Genomic DNA, 15,092 nt, shown 5'->3' with positions numbered 1-15,092 from the left:
TGTGTACAGCCATTGCGCTTTCTCTGTTACCGTGCTAAAATAACAGTAATCGCCGCAGGGGAGCGGCACAATGGATAAGGAAGTGGTTCATGTGAAAACAGCGGCGTTTGTGGGCGCTGGCAATATGGGCGGCGCTCTGATCCGGGCGGCCTGCCGGGCGATTGGCCCGGAGCAGGTTGTGATTGCAGACGGGTCGCAGCGCAAGGCTGAGACTTTGGCCGCAGAGTTGGGCTGTGCTGTGGCCCAGAGCAATGAAGAGGCGGTTCAGAGCGCCCGGTACATCTTTTTATGTGTGAAGCCGCAGGTCCTCGGCGGGGTTGTTCAGGCGCTGAACGGCACACTGAGCCAGTGCCATGCCAGGGGAGAGGAGAAGGTGCTGGTCTCCATTGCCGCGGGCGTACAGATCGAATCGATTCAGGGCTGGTTGGCTGGGCTGGGCTTCCCGGTTCCAGTGCTGCGGGTGATGCCCAATACTTGCGCGGCCATTGGGCAGGGGATGCTGGCGCTCACCGGAGAGGGAGAAGAGCACCTGTCCGGGGTGGAGCGGATTTTGTCCAAGGCAGGCCGCGTGGAGCGCATTGCCGAGCATTTGATGGACCAATTCACCGCTGTGGCGGGCTGCGGACCGGCCTATGTCTATCAATTGATTGAAGCGCTGGCCGACGGAGGCGTGCTGGTGGGCCTGCCCCGCCAGCAGGCGCAGGTATACGCGGCTCAGATGGTGATGGGCGCGGCAGCCATGGTGCTGGAGAGTGGCGAACACCCAGGTGCCCTGAAGGACGCGGTGTGTTCCCCCGGCGGCTCCACCATCGCCGGCGTGGCTGCGCTGGAGCGCCATGGGTTCCGTTCTGCTGCCATTGAAGCGGTGGTGGACGCCTATCACAAAAATCTGGAGCTGGGGAAATAAACGAAAAAAAGACGTACCGCAAAAGCGGTACGTCTTTTTTATTTGGCTTATACAGCGCGGGTGACCTTACCCGAACGGAGGCATCTGGTGCACACATACACATGCTTGGGCGTGCCGTTGACAATCGCCTTGACGCGCTTCACGTTGGGCTTCCAGGGACGGTTGGAGCGGCGGTGAGAGTGGGAAACCTGGATGCCGAACACAACGCCCTTATCGCAAAATTCACATTTGGCCATTCGCTTATACCTCCTCGCTCGTCAGGATACGCTTTACAAAGCATCGAATGATATAATAGCAGAGATGGCGGAAAAATGCAAGGGTTATTTTGAAAAATATAAGTTGAATTCCGAAAGAAAACAGTGGCATTATAACCAAAATTATGGTAAAATAAGCTTGGAAAAATAGCAACTATTCCGCAAAACAAAAATGCGGACGCCTGAATCGTTTCCTTTTCCCTGATTGATAAAAGTTAGAGGGGTGGTTCCAATGTGGTGATTAGGAGAAGCAGTCACGAAAAATAAGCATTGAGAGCAGATGTCTGTGGCAGGTTTTGTATGCAATGGAAAGGAGATTTAGTATGAAGGCAAAAAATTTGTTTCTCTTATTTTGACTCTTCCTTTGGTGATAACCATGCTCTCACTAAATGCCTCCGCATCGGAACCACAGATGATAAAGGATCAGGAAGCCTATATAGTGAACGAATTCGATTATATCCAGACTCTGACCCAACTATCAGATACTGAATTGGAAGAGCTTGCATTGGAGCCGGCAGAGGTACAGGTAATAGTTGGGGAATTTTATGTAGCTTTGGATGAACGTTCGGAAATGACAAATACCCAGCTTGCTAGTATGGGATATACGCCAGAGGAAATTGAACTGCTACAAAAATATGCGGCTGGGGAGGAGCTTTCTGTCTCTGAATATCGTGCTATAGCAAGAACTTGTACAGGTGACATCATAAAAGGTACAACGGGGACAAAGATGTTTACTTTCTCCTATATATGGGAATGGGATCATCAACCATTGATCTACCTTACAGATTCTGCCGCTATGGCATGGCAAGCGATTGATCCCCAAGGGTATGCGGTTGATGCCCCAATGAAAAGTTATACTTCCGTAATTAATTACTGCTCAGGAACCGCTGTTTTGGCTACTAAAACAGGTGAACGCGAAGCAAATCTTGATTTTAACGGAATCAACATTTCCTTTCCCGTGACTCAATTTATGATTTATGGGGGAATGGAAGTGACCACCTATGCCAAGAGTGGGCGTATTGAAGTGTCGATTTCCCTTGCAGCAGGCATTGACAATACAATTAGTTATATCAAAGTAGCGGGGCTCTATGCCCATACGACAGTAGGCGTTGGCGCTCCTTCTATGGGCCTCTCTTCGGGAGGGATTGATATTTCATTTAGTGGAAATATCGGTATAGATAAGATTGCGGGGAAAAAGAAACAAATTACAGCCAGTGGGATTGAAACAGAAATTTAAAATGGTAAATAGTTGGGAGGCTATAGATGGGGAAATATATTTTTTTAGGCATTCTTAATATTGTTGTTATTTTTCTGCTTGTGGTATGTCTTCTCCGCCTTCAGAATATCAAGAACGATCTTTATACGATCTCCGGAGTTATAGATACAGCTTATTTTGATTTAGACCAGCGCTGGAAAATTTTGCAGGACGAGATGGAAATTCTTCTGAAGCCGCTGGAGACACAGGAGCCGGAAGCAGAATAAGGATTAAGTGTCATTTAGGGACAGGAGTCGGTTTGGCTCCTGTCTCTTTTTTGGGGAAAAGCGCAGCGGGAATTTCCAGATGTATTGCAAAAACCATCCCAATAATGCTATACTGTGCCCAACAGGGCCCAACAGGAAAAAGGAGGCGCGCTATGGAAAGCCTTTACAGCGTGAAGCTGGGAAAATTGATTCAGGAATTCAATCTGGAGGTGCTGCGCGGAGCGGAAGGATATGAGGACCGCCCCATCCGGACGGAAAACGTCAACCGGCCCGGTCTGCAGCTGACCGGCTTTTTTGACTACTTTGACCCGAAGCGCCTGCAGGTGATCGGCCGTGTGGAGACCACCTATCTCACCGGCCTGAGCTCGGATGAGCGCCTGTTGCGCTTTGACCAGCTGCTCAGTCAGAACATCCCGGCGCTGGTCATCTCCCGGGGGATGGAGCCGTTCCCGGAGTGCATGGAAATGGCGGAGAAGTACGACCGCACCATCCTGCGCAGCCAGGAGACCACCTCCGCTTTCATGAGCTCTATCATTGCCTCCCTAAAGGGGTATCTGTCCCCGCGGATTACCCGGCACGGGGTGCTGGTGGATGTCTACGGGGAGGGCGTGCTTCTGCTGGGCGAGTCCGGCGTGGGTAAGAGCGAGACCGCGATTGAGTTGGTCAAGCGCGGACACCGGCTCATCGCCGACGACGCGGTGGAAATCAAGCGCACTGCGGCCAATCGTCTGATGGGGACCGCGCCGGAGCTCATCCGCCACTATATCGAGCTGCGCGGCATCGGCGTCATTGATGTGCGCCGCCTGTTCGGTATGAGCGCCGTAAAGGACGAGGCGGAGATCGACATGGTCATCAGCCTGGAGCAGTGGAAGGACGGGGCGATGTACGACCGCCTGGGCCTGGAGAACCTGTACACCACCATTCTGGACGTTCAGGTCCCCTCGCTCACCGTGCCAGTCAAGCCGGGGCGCAACCTGGCGGTGATTGTAGAGGTTGCGGCCATGAACAACCGCCACAAAAAGATGGGCTATAATGCGGCCCTGGAATTCACCAAGCAGATCAACGAGCATTTTGACCAGGCCATGAGCGCCCAGAACAAAGAGGCCTGAATATTTGCCATGGGAGAGGAGATGACCGACCGGTGACCTTTTTGTCCGCGCCCTTTTTCTGCTTTTTTCCCGTCACCGTGCTGGTGTATTTTCTTCTGCCGCGGCGTGGAAAGAACCTGTGGCTGCTGCTGGCCAGCTGGTTTTTCTACCTCTGCGCCAAGCCGGTCTATCTGACCCTGCTCCTGGCGGTGATCGCAACCTCTTACCTTACCGGACGGATTCTGGCCGGGCGGAAAAGCCGGGGCGCGCTGGCGGCCTGCCTGGGGCTGGATATCGTACTGCTTTTCCTCTTTAAATACCTTCATTTTGCGCTTTCTCTGGCCGGGCAGCTTCTCCGTGCGGCCGGTGCGTACTTCTCCACCCCGGCGCTGGAGATCCTTTTGCCGGTGGGCATCTCCTTTTATCTGTTTCAGGCCATGGGCTATGTCATAGATGTATATCGGGGCAAGGTGGAGGCGGAGGAAAGCTTTTTGCTCTACGCGCTGTTCCTGTCCTTCTTCCCGCAGGTGGTGTCTGGTCCCATCGGCCGGGCGGATGAGCTGCTTCCCCAGTTCCGGACGGAGCACCCTTTTGACTATGACCGGTTCCGCAAAGGGCTGCTGCGCTTTCTGTGGGGCGCCTTTCAGAAAATGGTGCTGGCGGATCGGCTGGCCGTGTTGGTGAATACCGTGTACGCCGCACCGGGGGAGTTTGGAGCGCTCCAGCTGATGGGCGCGGCGGTGGCCTTTTCCTTCCAGATTTACTGTGACTTTTCCGGCTACACAGACATGGCTCTGGGGGTGGCCCAAAGCATGGGCTTCACCCTGCGGGAGAACTTTGCGCAGCCCTACTTCGCCCGTTCCATTTCGGATTTCTGGCGGCGCTGGCACATATCTCTCACCTCCTGGTTCCGGGACTACCTGTACATCCCCCTGGGCGGCTCCCGAAAGGGGACGGTCCGGAAATTCCTCAATGTACTGATTGTATTTGCTCTCAGCGGCCTGTGGCACGGAGCGGCGGTGACCTTTGTGGTGTGGGGCGCACTCAACGGACTTTACCAGGTGGCTGGGGCCGTCACCCAGCCGGCCAGGGAACGGATATTCGGTGCACTGCACCTGGGGAGGGAAAAAAGGCTTCGCCAGGGAATTCAACTGCTCACCACCTTTGGGCTCACCACCGTCGCCTGGGTGTTTTTCAAGGCCAGCAGCCTGGGCACTGCCTCGGCGATCCTGAGGGGAATGCTCCACGGCCCCCTTTGGGTATATCAGAGCATGGGGCTGGACCGCTGGGAGCTGCTGGCCGCCGCGGCAGGGCTGCTGGTGCTGCTGGCGGTGGACCTGCGTGCTGCGCGCCGCGATCTGGCGGGGGAGTGGCTGTCCGCGCCCCGGCCGGTCCGATGGCTGGTGCTGTGGGGATTGCTCTTTGCCTGCCTGATTTTCGGCAGCTACGGCACGGGGTATGACGCCCAGGCGTTCCTCTATGGGTTCAGCTTTTAGAGAAGGGAGGCTGCGGCTTTGAGCCGGTCAAAAATAAAAAAAGAGCTGGTCTGGGCTGCCGTATTCCTGCTGCTGACCGCTCTGATGATCAATTTTCTCTCCGATGTGCTGCGGCCTGCCCAGACCAGCTACGGCTCCACCTGGAGGGCCTTTCTGGCCGAGCCGGAGGACAGCCTGGATGTGATCTACCTGGGCAGCTCCTTTACCTACTGCGATGTGAATCCCGCAGAGGTCTACGACAGCTCGGGCCTCACCGGGTTTGTGATGGCGGGTTCGGAGCAGCCGCTGTCCATTACCTACTGGTATCTCCGGGAGATTTTAAAGACCCAGTCCCCCTCCGCTGTGGTGCTGGAGGTTACCTCCCTCTATTTCAAGCCTTATCAGAACTACACCCAGAAGAATGTGGATTTGATGCCATTTTCCCGAAACAAGCTGGGGGCGATCTTTACTGCCTCTGAGCCGGAGCTGCGCCAGGGCCTGCTGTTTGATCTGTACTTCTACCACAGCCGCTGGAAGGAGGTGCGGCCCGACGACGTGGTCCGGGCACTCCGGCCCACCCAGTGGGACGAGCGCAAGGGCTTCACCGCCATGCAGGGGGTGCTGGACGGAGTGGGGGAGACCCCCGACGTGGCCGACCGGGAGGTGGCGCCCGAGGTCTATGCGGATAACCTGGAGTGGCTGGGAAAAATCCTGGCCCTGTGCCGGAAGCACGGAATCCAGCCTATCCTGACGGTACACCCCAGCTATGTCCGATGCACGCCGGAGGTCTACGCCCGTATCGGGCAGGAAGCAGAAAAGATGGATCCGAATGTCATTTTCTGTGACTGGAGCAATGCCTTTGCGGAGATCGGGCTGGTTCCAAACCGGCACCTGTACGACGGCAGCCATCTGAATCAGGAGGGCGCGGCCATCTTCTCCGCCTGGCTGGGCAGGGAGCTGACCGGTTCCTTCGGCCTGACGCCCCGGCCGCAGACACCGGAGAATACGGCCGCCTGGCAGGCTGCCGCAGCCTGGTGGAACGATCAATCGGCGCAATGAGATGACATAAAACATTTATTTTAATTATATCTCCAGTCGGTTATGTATTCCCGGAACTCCCTTTTTTGATTTTGCTGTTCTCGTAAACTCCGTCAATCTTATGAAAGTGTTCTTGCGTAGACAGGAGAAAAACAATGATTATTTTAATAACAGGCGCATCGTACGCAGACAAGACCGCACTTGCCCAAAAGTACAACGTAAATTATGTGCTTATTGATGATAAGTACGAGATAAACATTGATTTATAACGACGACTTCAGGGAACTCAAAGAACCGGGACAACGTTTGAAGAAATCTGCATTGGTTCCCTCTGACTTTACACTGGGAACACAGAAGCGGATTGGGAGCTAATCATAAAAATGCGAGCAGCTTTCTTTGCGGAAAACGGCAATCTGGGCTATAAGAAAAAATCAAACAGTAAGCAGAGCGTAGAATTATCGACAGATTCTAGGCTCTGCTTTTTGTTCTTCGCAAGAACTCTAAAATTGCAAAAAATACTTGCAATCTTTGGAATGTTGTGCTAAAATACCCGAGCATGTGATTACGCACATCCGCGGACGGAGGGCCAGGTGCTTCTGGAATCAGAGGTTGGCCGGCTCCGGATGAACCGGGTGGAGGAATCAACAAATAAAGGAGGAAATTACCCTATGGCAGTCGTATCCATGAAACAGCTTCTCGAGGCGGGGGTCCACTTCGGCCACCAGACCCGCCGCTGGAACCCCAAGATGGCCACCTATATCTACACCGAGCGCAACGGGATCTATATTATTGATCTGCAGAAGACCGTGAAGAAGCTGGAGGAGGCCTATAACTTCGTTCGCTCTCTGGGTGAGTCCGGCCAGACCCTGCTTTTTGTGGGCACCAAGAAGCAGGCCCAGGAGGCCATCAAGGAAGAAGCCGAGCGCGTGGGCATGTACTATGTGAACGCCCGCTGGCTGGGCGGTATGCTCACCAACTTCAAGACCATGCGCGGCCGTGTGGACCGTCTGAACCAGCTCAAGAAGATGCAGGATGACGGCACCTTTGACATGCTGCCCAAGAAGGAAGTCATGAAGCACCTGGGCGAGATCGCCAAGCTGGAGAAGTACCTGGGCGGCGTGGTGGAGATGAAGAAGCTCCCCGGCGCGTTGTTCGTGGTGGATCCCCGCAAGGAGCGCAACGCCATCAACGAGGCCCGCAAGCTGAACATCCCCATTGTGGCCATCGTGGACACCAACTGCGACCCCGACGAGATCGACTATGTGATCCCCGGCAATGACGACGCGATCCGCGCGATTAAGCTGATCTCCGGCGTGATGGCCAACGCCATCCAGGAGGGCAAGCAGGGCCAGGATGCCCCTGAGGCCCCCGCCGAGACTGCTGCTGAGTAAAAATAAAAAGCTTTGGCATGCGCCCGCCCGTGCGCGGGCGGGCGCGTCTTTTTTCAAATTAAACTATATGGAGGTATCGTGATTATGGCAATCACTGCAAAAGATGTACAGGCCCTGCGTGAGATGACCGGCGTGGGTATGATGGACTGCAAAAAGGCCCTGACTGAGGCCGAGGGCAATATGGACAAGGCCGTGGAAATCCTCCGTGAGAAGGGACTGGCCGCCTCCCAGAAGAAGGCTGGCCGCATTGCTGCCGAGGGCATGGCCTATGCCGGTGTGATCGACGGCGTGGGCGTTGTAGTTGAGGTCAACGCCGAGACCGACTTTGTGGGTAAGAATGAGAAGTTTGTGGAGTTTGTCAAGGGCGTGGCCGCTGTGGTGGCCAAGGAAAAGCCCACCGATCTGGACGCGCTGATGGCCGCTCCCTATGGCAATGGCCGCACCGTGCAGGAGGAGCAGCAGGAGATGGTGCTCGTGATCGGCGAGAACATCAAGGTGCGCCGTTTTGCCTTCTTTACGGACGGGATTTCCGTGCCCTATATCCACGCCGGCGGAAAAATCGGCGTGCTGGTGAATCTGGAGACCAATCTCTCCGCCGAGCAGGTGGCCGAGGTCGGCAAGGACATGGCAATGCAGATCGCGGCGCTCAATCCCCGCTTCCTGGACAAGAGCCAGGTGGATCAGGCCACGCTGGATGAGGAGAAGAAGATTTTGCTGGTCCAGATGGAGAACGACCCCAAGATGGCCGCCAAGCCTGAGAAGGTGAAGGAGGGCATCGTGTCCGGCAAGCTGGGCAAGTTCTACAAGGAGAACTGCCTGCTGCAGCAGGAGTTTGTTAAGGACAACTCTATGAGCGTGGAACAGTACGCCGCCAAGGTCGCCAAGGAGATGGGCGGCACCATTACCCTGAAGGACGCCGTGCGTTTTGAGAAGGGCGAGGGCATTGAGAAGAAGCAGGAGAATTTCGCCGAGGAGATTGCCAAACAGCTTGGCAAGTAAATCAAAAAGCCATAAAGGCCCGGGCACACGCGCCCGGGCCTTTTTATGCCCTGCACCGGGGAAGGAAGAAGGGGAGTCCGCGCCTGTTGAACAATTTGTAAAAACTTTGGCTTAACCACTATGCAAAAAAGGAAAACTATATTAAAATAGGAAAGAACATATGCCACAAGAGAAGGGGTTGGATTTATGAGTGAACCGCAGTATAAGCGGGTTCTTTTGAAGGTTAGCGGAGAGGCGCTGGCCGGCACGGCCTCCCGCGGCCTGGATTTTGATGTGATCGGCAAAGTCTGCGATGTGATCAAAAAATGTGTCGACCTGGGCGTGCAGGTGGGCATTGTCGTGGGCGGCGGCAATTTCTGGCGTGGCGTAAAGGATGGCGGCGACCGGATGGAGCGCACCCGTGCCGACCATATGGGGATGCTTGCCACGACCCTGAATTGTCTCGCCCTGGCCGATGTGCTGGAACAGAAGGGCGTGGAGGTCCGTGTGCAGACGGCGATTGAGATGCGTTCGATTGCCGAGCCCTATATCCGGTCCCGGGCAATCCGGCATCTGGAAAAGGGCCGCGTGGTGATTTTTGGCTGCGGCACCGGCAACCCCTTCTTTTCCACCGATACGGCGGCCGTGCTGCGCGCTGCGGAGATTGATGCGGATGTAATCCTGCTGGCCAAAAACATCGATGGGGTGTACTCGGCTGATCCCAATAAGGATCCCAGCGCCGTGAAGTACGACAGCATTACCTATGACGACGTGCTGGCCCAGCATCTGCAGGTGATGGACTCCACAGCCACATCCCTGTCTATGGATAACCGTATTCCCGTGTTGCTGTTCGCGCTGAAGGATCCGGAAAATATTCTGCGGGCAGTAATGGGGGAGAAAATAGGAACGATCGTCAAGGAGGAAGCGTGAGATGAAGGAAATCAACAAAGAGTATGACGCCAAAATGCAGAAGACCGTAGACGTGGTGGTCAGCGATTTCGCCAGTGTCCGCGCCGGCCGCGCAAATGCGGCAGTCCTGGATAAAATTTCGGTGGATTATTACGGCACCCCTACTCCTATCAACCAAGTGGCCACCATCTCCTCACCGGATCCCAGGAGCCTGATGATCCAGCCTTGGGATGCCAGCCTGCTCAAGACGATTGAGAAAGCGATTCAGAGCTCTGACTTGGGCATCAATCCCCAAAACGACGGCAGAGTCATCCGTCTGGCCTTCCCGCAGCTGACGGAGGAGCGCCGTAAGGAGCTGACAAAGCAGGTCAAGAAATATGGGGAATCCGGGAAGGTAGCCATCCGCAACATCCGCCGGGACGCCATGGAGAAATATAAGGCCCTGGAGAAAAAGGCGGAGCTGACCGAAGACGACCGTAAGGAGCACGAGAAGGAAATCCAGGAAATGACGGACAAGCGCTGTAAGCAGATTGACGAGCTGTCCGCGAAGAAGGAAGCGGAGCTGATGGCGGTCTGAGCCATCGGGCAAGCGGGTGAACTTCACTGGTGCGGGGCATTTCTGTGCCCCGCACCGGTATGCTATTTGACCGGGTAGGGTAGGATATAATATATGGTTTTTTTGAAATCCAGGCAGACGCAGGCGCAGGTGGATTGGAAGCGCCTGCCCCGGCATGTGGCCATCATCATGGATGGAAACGGCCGCTGGGCAAAGCGTCGGGGGCTGCCGCGTACGGCGGGCCATGCCGCAGGGGCGGAGGTATTCCGCAATATCGCCACATATTGTAAGGATATTGGAATTGAATATCTTACGGTATACGCGTTTTCCACGGAGAACTGGAAGCGTCCCGAGGCGGAGGTGTCCGCCATAATGGGACTGTTGGAGCAATATCTGCTGGAGTCCATCGAAAAAATGGAGCGGGACCAGATCACCCTGCACTTTTTGGGGGATCTGAGCCCATTGAGCCCCAAGCTGCGTGAACTCTGTGATCGGACGCAGAACATCTCCACCCACTACGAGGGAAAGCTGCATGTAAACGTCTGCCTGAACTATGGCGGCCGGGACGAAATTTTAAGAGCGGCCAGAGCTTTTGCGGCAGACTGTGCGGCGGGAAAGAAAAAGCCGGAGGAGCTGGATGAGGCGGCCTTCAGCGGCTATCTTTACTCGGCGGGTGTACCTGATCCGGATTTGGTGATCCGCCCCAGCGGGGAGCTGCGGCTCTCAAATTTTCTGCTGTGGCAGTCGGCCTATGCAGAGCTCTATTATACAGACGTGTTGTGGCCCGATTTTTCAAAAGAGGAGCTCGACCGGGCGTTGGCGGCCTATCAGAGCCGCTCCCGCCGCTTTGGAGGTGTCTGAGTGGGGAAACGTATTCTTGTGGCAGTGATATGGATCCCGCTGCTTCTGATCGCCCTGTTTGTGGTCTATCCGGTCTTTCCGCCCATGCTCCCCATTCTCTTTGCCGCTGTTTCCGTGATCGCGGTGCATGAGGCGCTCTGGTCCACCGGCTTTTTGAAGCATCCACGGATCTCTGTCTATGCTCTGATCATGGCTGGGCTGATCCCCTTTTGGGCCTTTTACGGAACTGGCGTGCTGCCAGCGTTATGCGGCCTGTTCGTCTACGTGGTGTTGCTGTTTGCAGAGGCGATTGCCAGCCATAAGCAGGTCACTTTGGAAAAAATGGGGGGGACCTTTTTCCTCTCCCTTGTGATCCCGTTTTTCCTGTCCGCTTTCCTGCGGCTGGGCCAGATGGAACAGTGGCGCGGCTATGTGGCCCTGCCGCTGGTGGTGGCCTTTATCAGCGACGCCTTTGCCCTCTTTGCAGGGATGCTCTTCGGCAGACATAAGCTGGCGCCGGAGCTCTCTCCGAAAAAGACCGTGGAAGGAGCGGTAGGCGGTTTTTTAGGTGCCATCGTATGTACGCTTCTCTACGGCGTATTGCTCCAGTTTGTCTTTGGATTTCAGGTGCGCTATCTGCCCCTGGCCCTTTATGGGGCGCTGGGCAGCGTGGTCTCGCAGCTGGGCGACCTGTCATTTTCCTACATCAAGCGCGAGTATGGTATTAAAGATTTCGGCAAGATTTTTCCGGGACACGGGGGAGTTCTGGACCGCTTCGACAGTGTGATTTTCTGCGCGCCGCTGATCGAACTGCTGGTCCGGATTCTGCCTACACTGGGGTGAGCAGGATGAATCGAAGGATTGCCCTATTGGGGTCTACAGGGTCGATCGGGCGGCAGTCACTGGAGGTGATTGCCGCCTGCGGCATGACTGCGGCGGCGCTGACCGCCAATCGGGATGCCAGACGTATGGAGGAGCAGTGCCGGGCCTTTTCACCGGAATTGGCGGTGATGATGGATCCCGCGGCAGCGGCGGATCTGCGGGTGCGGCTGGCGGATACCAGCGTCCGAATTGCCTCCGGCATGGAAGGGCTGCTCGAGGCCGCGAGCCTGGAAAGCACCGACACCGTGATTACTGCCGTAGTGGGGATGGTGGGGCTGAAGCCTACGCTGGCCGCTATCCGCGAAGGGAAGCGCATCGCGCTGGCCAATAAGGAGACCCTGGTATGTGCCGGGGAGTTGGTCATAGCGGAGGCGGCGCGCTTCGGGGCGGAGGTGGTCCCAGTGGACTCGGAGCACTCGGCTCTTTTTCAGTGCCTGCAGGGGTGCAGGGACCGGGGAGAGGTGCGCCGACTGATTCTGACCGCTTCGGGCGGCCCCTTCTTTGGCATGGACCGTGAGGCTATTTCCCTTGTCACAAAGGAGCAGGCATTGAAGCATCCCAACTGGAGTATGGGGGCGAAAATCACCATTGACTCAGCGACGCTGATGAATAAGGGCCTGGAATTCATAGAGGCTATGCGCCTGTATCAGCTTCCGCCTGAAAGAATTTCCATTGTGATCCACCGGGAGAGTATCATTCACTCCCTGGTGGAATACTGTGATAACGCGGTGTTGGCTCAGCTGGGTGCCCCTGATATGCGGCTGCCCATCCAGTATGCGCTTACCTGGCCAGAGCGGACCGCTGCGGTGGCGAAGCCTCTGGATCTGCTGTCCTGTCCGCCGCTGACGTTCTATCCGCCCGATTATGAGGCGTTCCCCTGTCTCGATCTGGCATTGAAGGCGGCACGCACAGGGGGGACGGCAACCGCGGTGCTCAACGGCGCCAATGAGGCTGCCGTAGGCCTGTTTCTGACGGACCAAATCTCATTTGGAGAGATTGCGGAGCGGGTAGCCCGGTCGATGGAGGCCATACCTGTGGTACATAATCCGACCCTGGAGGATGTGCTTGCTGCGGACGAAGCGGCCCGGTCGGCCGCGGCGGAGTGATTTTTGGATTAGGAGATCCGTTTATGCTGGTTTATATTCTCATCGCGATTGTAATGTTCGGCATTTTGATTGCCGTACACGAGTTTGGCCATTTTATCGCCGCCAAGAGCTTGGGGGTGAAAGTCAACGAATTTGCCATCGGTATGGGACCCGCATTGCTCTCAAAACAGAAAGGAGAAACACTTTACAGCCTGCGGGCATTCCCGATTGGCGGCTTCTGCGCGATGGAGGGGGAAGAAGAGGCCAGCGACGATCCGCGGTCCTTTCACAATAAGCCCGCATGGAAAAAGTTTATCATCCTGGTGGCAGGGGCGTTTATGAATTTCCTCACCGGGTTTCTCATTATTCTGGTGCTCTTTTCCCAGCGTGGCGGTTTTGTGGCGCCGGTGATCACCGGCTATATGGAAGGGGCGGAGCAGCTGGCGCAAGCTGGTCTGCAGACCGGCGATCTGCTGTACCGAATTGACGGGCATCGCATCTATTTCAATGAGGATGCACTCACCTTTCTCTCACGCGCGGGAGACAGAGTCGACCTGGAGCTTGTGCGGGATGGGGAACACGTCATTTTGGAGGACTTTTCCTTTCCAGCCAATATTCCGACCCAGGACAACGGCCAGACCGTCTATAAGCGCGGCATCTATATTGGTGAGGTGGTGGAGTCCACGCCTGGTCTGGTATTAAAAAATGCCTGGTACCAGTCCATTGACTATGCCCGCATGGTCTGGCTCAGCCTAGGCGACCTGTTTACGGGTGCGGTGGGCTTGAAGGATATGTCGGGCGCCATCGGCATTGTCAATATCATCGGCCAGGCAGGGGAGCAGGGGGCCGAGGCGGCGGTGGAGCAGAATATGCTACCGATTTTGGGGGCGATGCTCAATATTCTCTCCTTCGTGGCCTTTATCGCCATCAATTTGGCGGTGATGAATCTGCTCCCCATTCCGGCTCTGGATGGCGGGCAGATCCTTTTCCTGGTGGTGGGCGGAATCTACCACCTGTTTACCCGTAGGCGCATCCCGCAGAAATACCTGGGCTATGTGAACATGGCGGGCTTTTTCTGCCTCATTGCACTGATGATCGTGGTGGCGGTAAACGATGTGATTAAGCTGTTTTAAGGTGGGGAGACCATGACCAAACAGATTCTTGCCGGCGGCCTTCCGATTGGTGGCGGCGCGCCGGTTTCAATCCAGTCCATGACCAATACCCGTACCGAGGATGTGGCGGCCACTGTGGAGCAGATCAGGCGCCTGGAGGAGGCGGGCTGCCAGATCGTGCGTGTGGCGGTGCCGGATCTGGCGGCCGCGAAAGCGGTGGGCACCATCCGGGAGCGGATTCGGATTCCGCTGGTGGTGGACATCCACTTTGACTACAGGCTGGCGCTGGAGTGTGTGGCCGCCGGCTGTGATAAGGTGCGCATCAACCCGGGTAATATCGGCGGAGCGGATCGGGTGAAGGCAGTCGCGGCCGCCTGCCGTGCCAGAGGGATCCCGATCCGGATCGGAGTGAACGGCGGTTCCCTGGAAAAGGAGCTTCTGGCCAAATACGGAGGGGTGACAGCCGAAGCGCTGGTGGAGTCCGCCTTCGGCCACATCGCCCTGCTCAACCGGTATGATTTTGACGATATTTGTGTCTCGCTGAAGTCCTCCAGCGTGCAGACCACACTGGCGGCCTATCGGCTGATGAGCGAAAAAAGCGATTATCCGCTGCATCTGGGTGTGACCGAGACAGGCACGGTACATATGGGGACTATTAAGTCCGCCATTGGGATCGGGGGCCTGCTGGCCATGGGGATTGGGGACACCCTGCGGGTTTCCCTCTCCGCCGATCCGGTGGAGGAGGTTTCCGCGGCCCGGGATATTCTGCAGGCGCTTGGCCTGCTGGAGGGGGAGCCCAATCTGGTCTCCTGTCCCACCTGCGGGCGTACCCGGATTGACCTCATTGGGCTGGCGACCGAGGTAGAGCGGAGGCTGAAAGCGGTCCACAAGCCCATCACCGTAGCTGTGATGGGGTGTGCGGTCAACGGACCGGGGGAGGCCTCTTCCGCGGATGTGGGCATTGCCGGCGGCAGCGGTGAGGGCCTGCTGTTCTGCAGAGGTGAAATTATAAAAAAGGTGCCACAGGAGCGCCTGGTAGATGAATTGTTTGCCCTGATTGAAACACTTTGACAGAGGGGTAACGGATCGTAGGGA

Annotated in this window: 16 protein-coding genes; 15 read left to right on the top strand and 1 reads right to left on the bottom strand. The window is 56.2% G+C overall.

Annotated features, from left to right (window positions below):
* Nucleotides 1–70 precede the first annotated feature (70 nt).
* Nucleotides 71–907, top strand: a complete 837-nt coding sequence (gene proC / locus H9Q75_RS02565; protein WP_186564591.1) for a pyrroline-5-carboxylate reductase — start codon at nt 71–73, stop codon at nt 905–907.
* Between the two features lie 47 nt (nt 908–954).
* Here proC and rpmB read toward each other — a convergent pair whose 3' ends face one another.
* Entirely contained in the window at nt 955–1,143 is a 189-nt protein-coding gene (gene rpmB / locus H9Q75_RS02560; protein ID WP_033116638.1) for a 50S ribosomal protein L28, read from the bottom strand.
* Between the two features lie 457 nt (nt 1,144–1,600).
* Here rpmB and H9Q75_RS02555 point away from each other — a divergent pair, with 457 nt between their 5' ends.
* From H9Q75_RS02555 to ispG, 14 genes are all read left to right on the top strand, one after another.
* Nucleotides 1,601–2,398, top strand: coding sequence for a hypothetical protein (locus H9Q75_RS02555; RefSeq protein ID WP_186564590.1), 798 nt, complete (start codon nt 1,601–1,603; stop codon nt 2,396–2,398).
* A 26-nt stretch (nt 2,399–2,424) separates the two neighbouring features.
* Complete coding sequence (locus H9Q75_RS02550) at nt 2,425–2,643, top strand: hypothetical protein (protein WP_186564589.1); 219 nt, start codon at nt 2,425–2,427, stop codon at nt 2,641–2,643.
* Nucleotides 2,644–2,795: 152 nt separating this feature from the next.
* A complete protein-coding gene (gene hprK / locus H9Q75_RS02545) occupies nt 2,796–3,752 on the top strand; it encodes an HPr(Ser) kinase/phosphatase (protein WP_186564588.1) in 957 nt (318 codons plus the stop codon).
* A gap of 32 nt (nt 3,753–3,784) precedes the next feature.
* Nucleotides 3,785–5,227: an MBOAT family O-acyltransferase gene (locus tag H9Q75_RS02540; RefSeq protein ID WP_186564587.1), complete on the top strand. Its 1,443-nt coding sequence runs from the start codon at nt 3,785–3,787 to the stop codon at nt 5,225–5,227.
* An 18-nt stretch (nt 5,228–5,245) separates the two neighbouring features.
* Entirely contained in the window at nt 5,246–6,265 is a 1,020-nt protein-coding gene (locus H9Q75_RS02535) for an SGNH/GDSL hydrolase family protein (protein ID WP_186564586.1), read from the top strand.
* A 647-nt stretch (nt 6,266–6,912) separates the two neighbouring features.
* A complete protein-coding gene (gene rpsB, locus H9Q75_RS02530) occupies nt 6,913–7,635 on the top strand; it encodes a 30S ribosomal protein S2 (RefSeq protein WP_186564585.1) in 723 nt (240 codons plus the stop codon).
* An 84-nt stretch (nt 7,636–7,719) separates the two neighbouring features.
* Nucleotides 7,720–8,634, top strand: coding sequence for a translation elongation factor Ts (tsf, locus tag H9Q75_RS02525; protein ID WP_186564584.1), 915 nt, complete (start codon nt 7,720–7,722; stop codon nt 8,632–8,634).
* A 186-nt stretch (nt 8,635–8,820) separates the two neighbouring features.
* Nucleotides 8,821–9,543: a UMP kinase gene (gene pyrH / locus H9Q75_RS02520; RefSeq protein ID WP_186564583.1), complete on the top strand. Its 723-nt coding sequence runs from the start codon at nt 8,821–8,823 to the stop codon at nt 9,541–9,543.
* 1 nt (nt 9,544) lies between these two features.
* Complete coding sequence (frr, locus tag H9Q75_RS02515) at nt 9,545–10,099, top strand: ribosome recycling factor (protein WP_186564582.1); 555 nt, start codon at nt 9,545–9,547, stop codon at nt 10,097–10,099.
* A gap of 93 nt (nt 10,100–10,192) precedes the next feature.
* A complete protein-coding gene (locus H9Q75_RS02510; protein WP_186564581.1) occupies nt 10,193–10,939 on the top strand; it encodes an isoprenyl transferase in 747 nt (248 codons plus the stop codon).
* 18 nt (nt 10,940–10,957) lie between these two features.
* Nucleotides 10,958–11,761 carry a phosphatidate cytidylyltransferase gene (locus H9Q75_RS02505; protein ID WP_341480883.1) on the top strand — a complete coding sequence of 268 codons (804 nt, stop codon included), beginning with the start codon at nt 10,958–10,960 and terminating at the stop codon, nt 11,759–11,761.
* A 5-nt stretch (nt 11,762–11,766) separates the two neighbouring features.
* On the top strand, nt 11,767–12,906 hold the full coding sequence (locus tag H9Q75_RS02500; RefSeq protein ID WP_186564579.1) for a 1-deoxy-D-xylulose-5-phosphate reductoisomerase: 1,140 nt from the start codon (nt 11,767–11,769) through the stop codon (nt 12,904–12,906).
* A gap of 23 nt (nt 12,907–12,929) precedes the next feature.
* Nucleotides 12,930–14,018: a M50 family metallopeptidase gene (locus H9Q75_RS02495; protein ID WP_186564578.1), complete on the top strand. Its 1,089-nt coding sequence runs from the start codon at nt 12,930–12,932 to the stop codon at nt 14,016–14,018.
* A gap of 12 nt (nt 14,019–14,030) precedes the next feature.
* Complete coding sequence (gene ispG / locus H9Q75_RS02490) at nt 14,031–15,068, top strand: flavodoxin-dependent (E)-4-hydroxy-3-methylbut-2-enyl-diphosphate synthase (protein WP_186564577.1); 1,038 nt, start codon at nt 14,031–14,033, stop codon at nt 15,066–15,068.
* The last annotated feature ends 24 nt before the right edge of the window (nt 15,069–15,092 follow it).

It is taken from the genome of Lawsonibacter celer, from assembly GCF_014281125.1.
In the GTDB taxonomy this organism is placed as follows: Bacteria; Bacillota; Clostridia; order Oscillospirales; family Oscillospiraceae; genus Lawsonibacter_B; species Lawsonibacter_B celer.
This window is presented reverse-complemented; position numbering and strand designations above follow the sequence as displayed.

Excerpts from the sequence above, each read along its gene's own strand:
- proC (WP_186564591.1), top strand. The coding sequence starts at position 71 with ATGGATAAGGAAGTGGTTCATGTGAAAACAGCGGCGTTTGTGGGCGCT.
- rpmB (WP_033116638.1), bottom strand. The coding sequence starts at position 1,143 with ATGGCCAAATGTGAATTTTGCGATAAGGGCGTTGTGTTCGGCATCCAG.
- H9Q75_RS02550 (WP_186564589.1), top strand. The coding sequence starts at position 2,425 with ATGGGGAAATATATTTTTTTAGGCATTCTTAATATTGTTGTTATTTTT.
- hprK (WP_186564588.1), top strand. The coding sequence starts at position 2,796 with ATGGAAAGCCTTTACAGCGTGAAGCTGGGAAAATTGATTCAGGAATTC.
- rpsB (WP_186564585.1), top strand. The coding sequence starts at position 6,913 with ATGGCAGTCGTATCCATGAAACAGCTTCTCGAGGCGGGGGTCCACTTC.
- tsf (WP_186564584.1), top strand. The coding sequence starts at position 7,720 with ATGGCAATCACTGCAAAAGATGTACAGGCCCTGCGTGAGATGACCGGC.
- pyrH (WP_186564583.1), top strand. The coding sequence starts at position 8,821 with ATGAGTGAACCGCAGTATAAGCGGGTTCTTTTGAAGGTTAGCGGAGAG.
- frr (WP_186564582.1), top strand. The coding sequence starts at position 9,545 with ATGAAGGAAATCAACAAAGAGTATGACGCCAAAATGCAGAAGACCGTA.
- H9Q75_RS02510 (WP_186564581.1), top strand. The coding sequence starts at position 10,193 with ATGGTTTTTTTGAAATCCAGGCAGACGCAGGCGCAGGTGGATTGGAAG.
- H9Q75_RS02500 (WP_186564579.1), top strand. The coding sequence starts at position 11,767 with ATGAATCGAAGGATTGCCCTATTGGGGTCTACAGGGTCGATCGGGCGG.
- H9Q75_RS02495 (WP_186564578.1), top strand. The coding sequence starts at position 12,930 with ATGCTGGTTTATATTCTCATCGCGATTGTAATGTTCGGCATTTTGATT.
- ispG (WP_186564577.1), top strand. The coding sequence starts at position 14,031 with ATGACCAAACAGATTCTTGCCGGCGGCCTTCCGATTGGTGGCGGCGCG.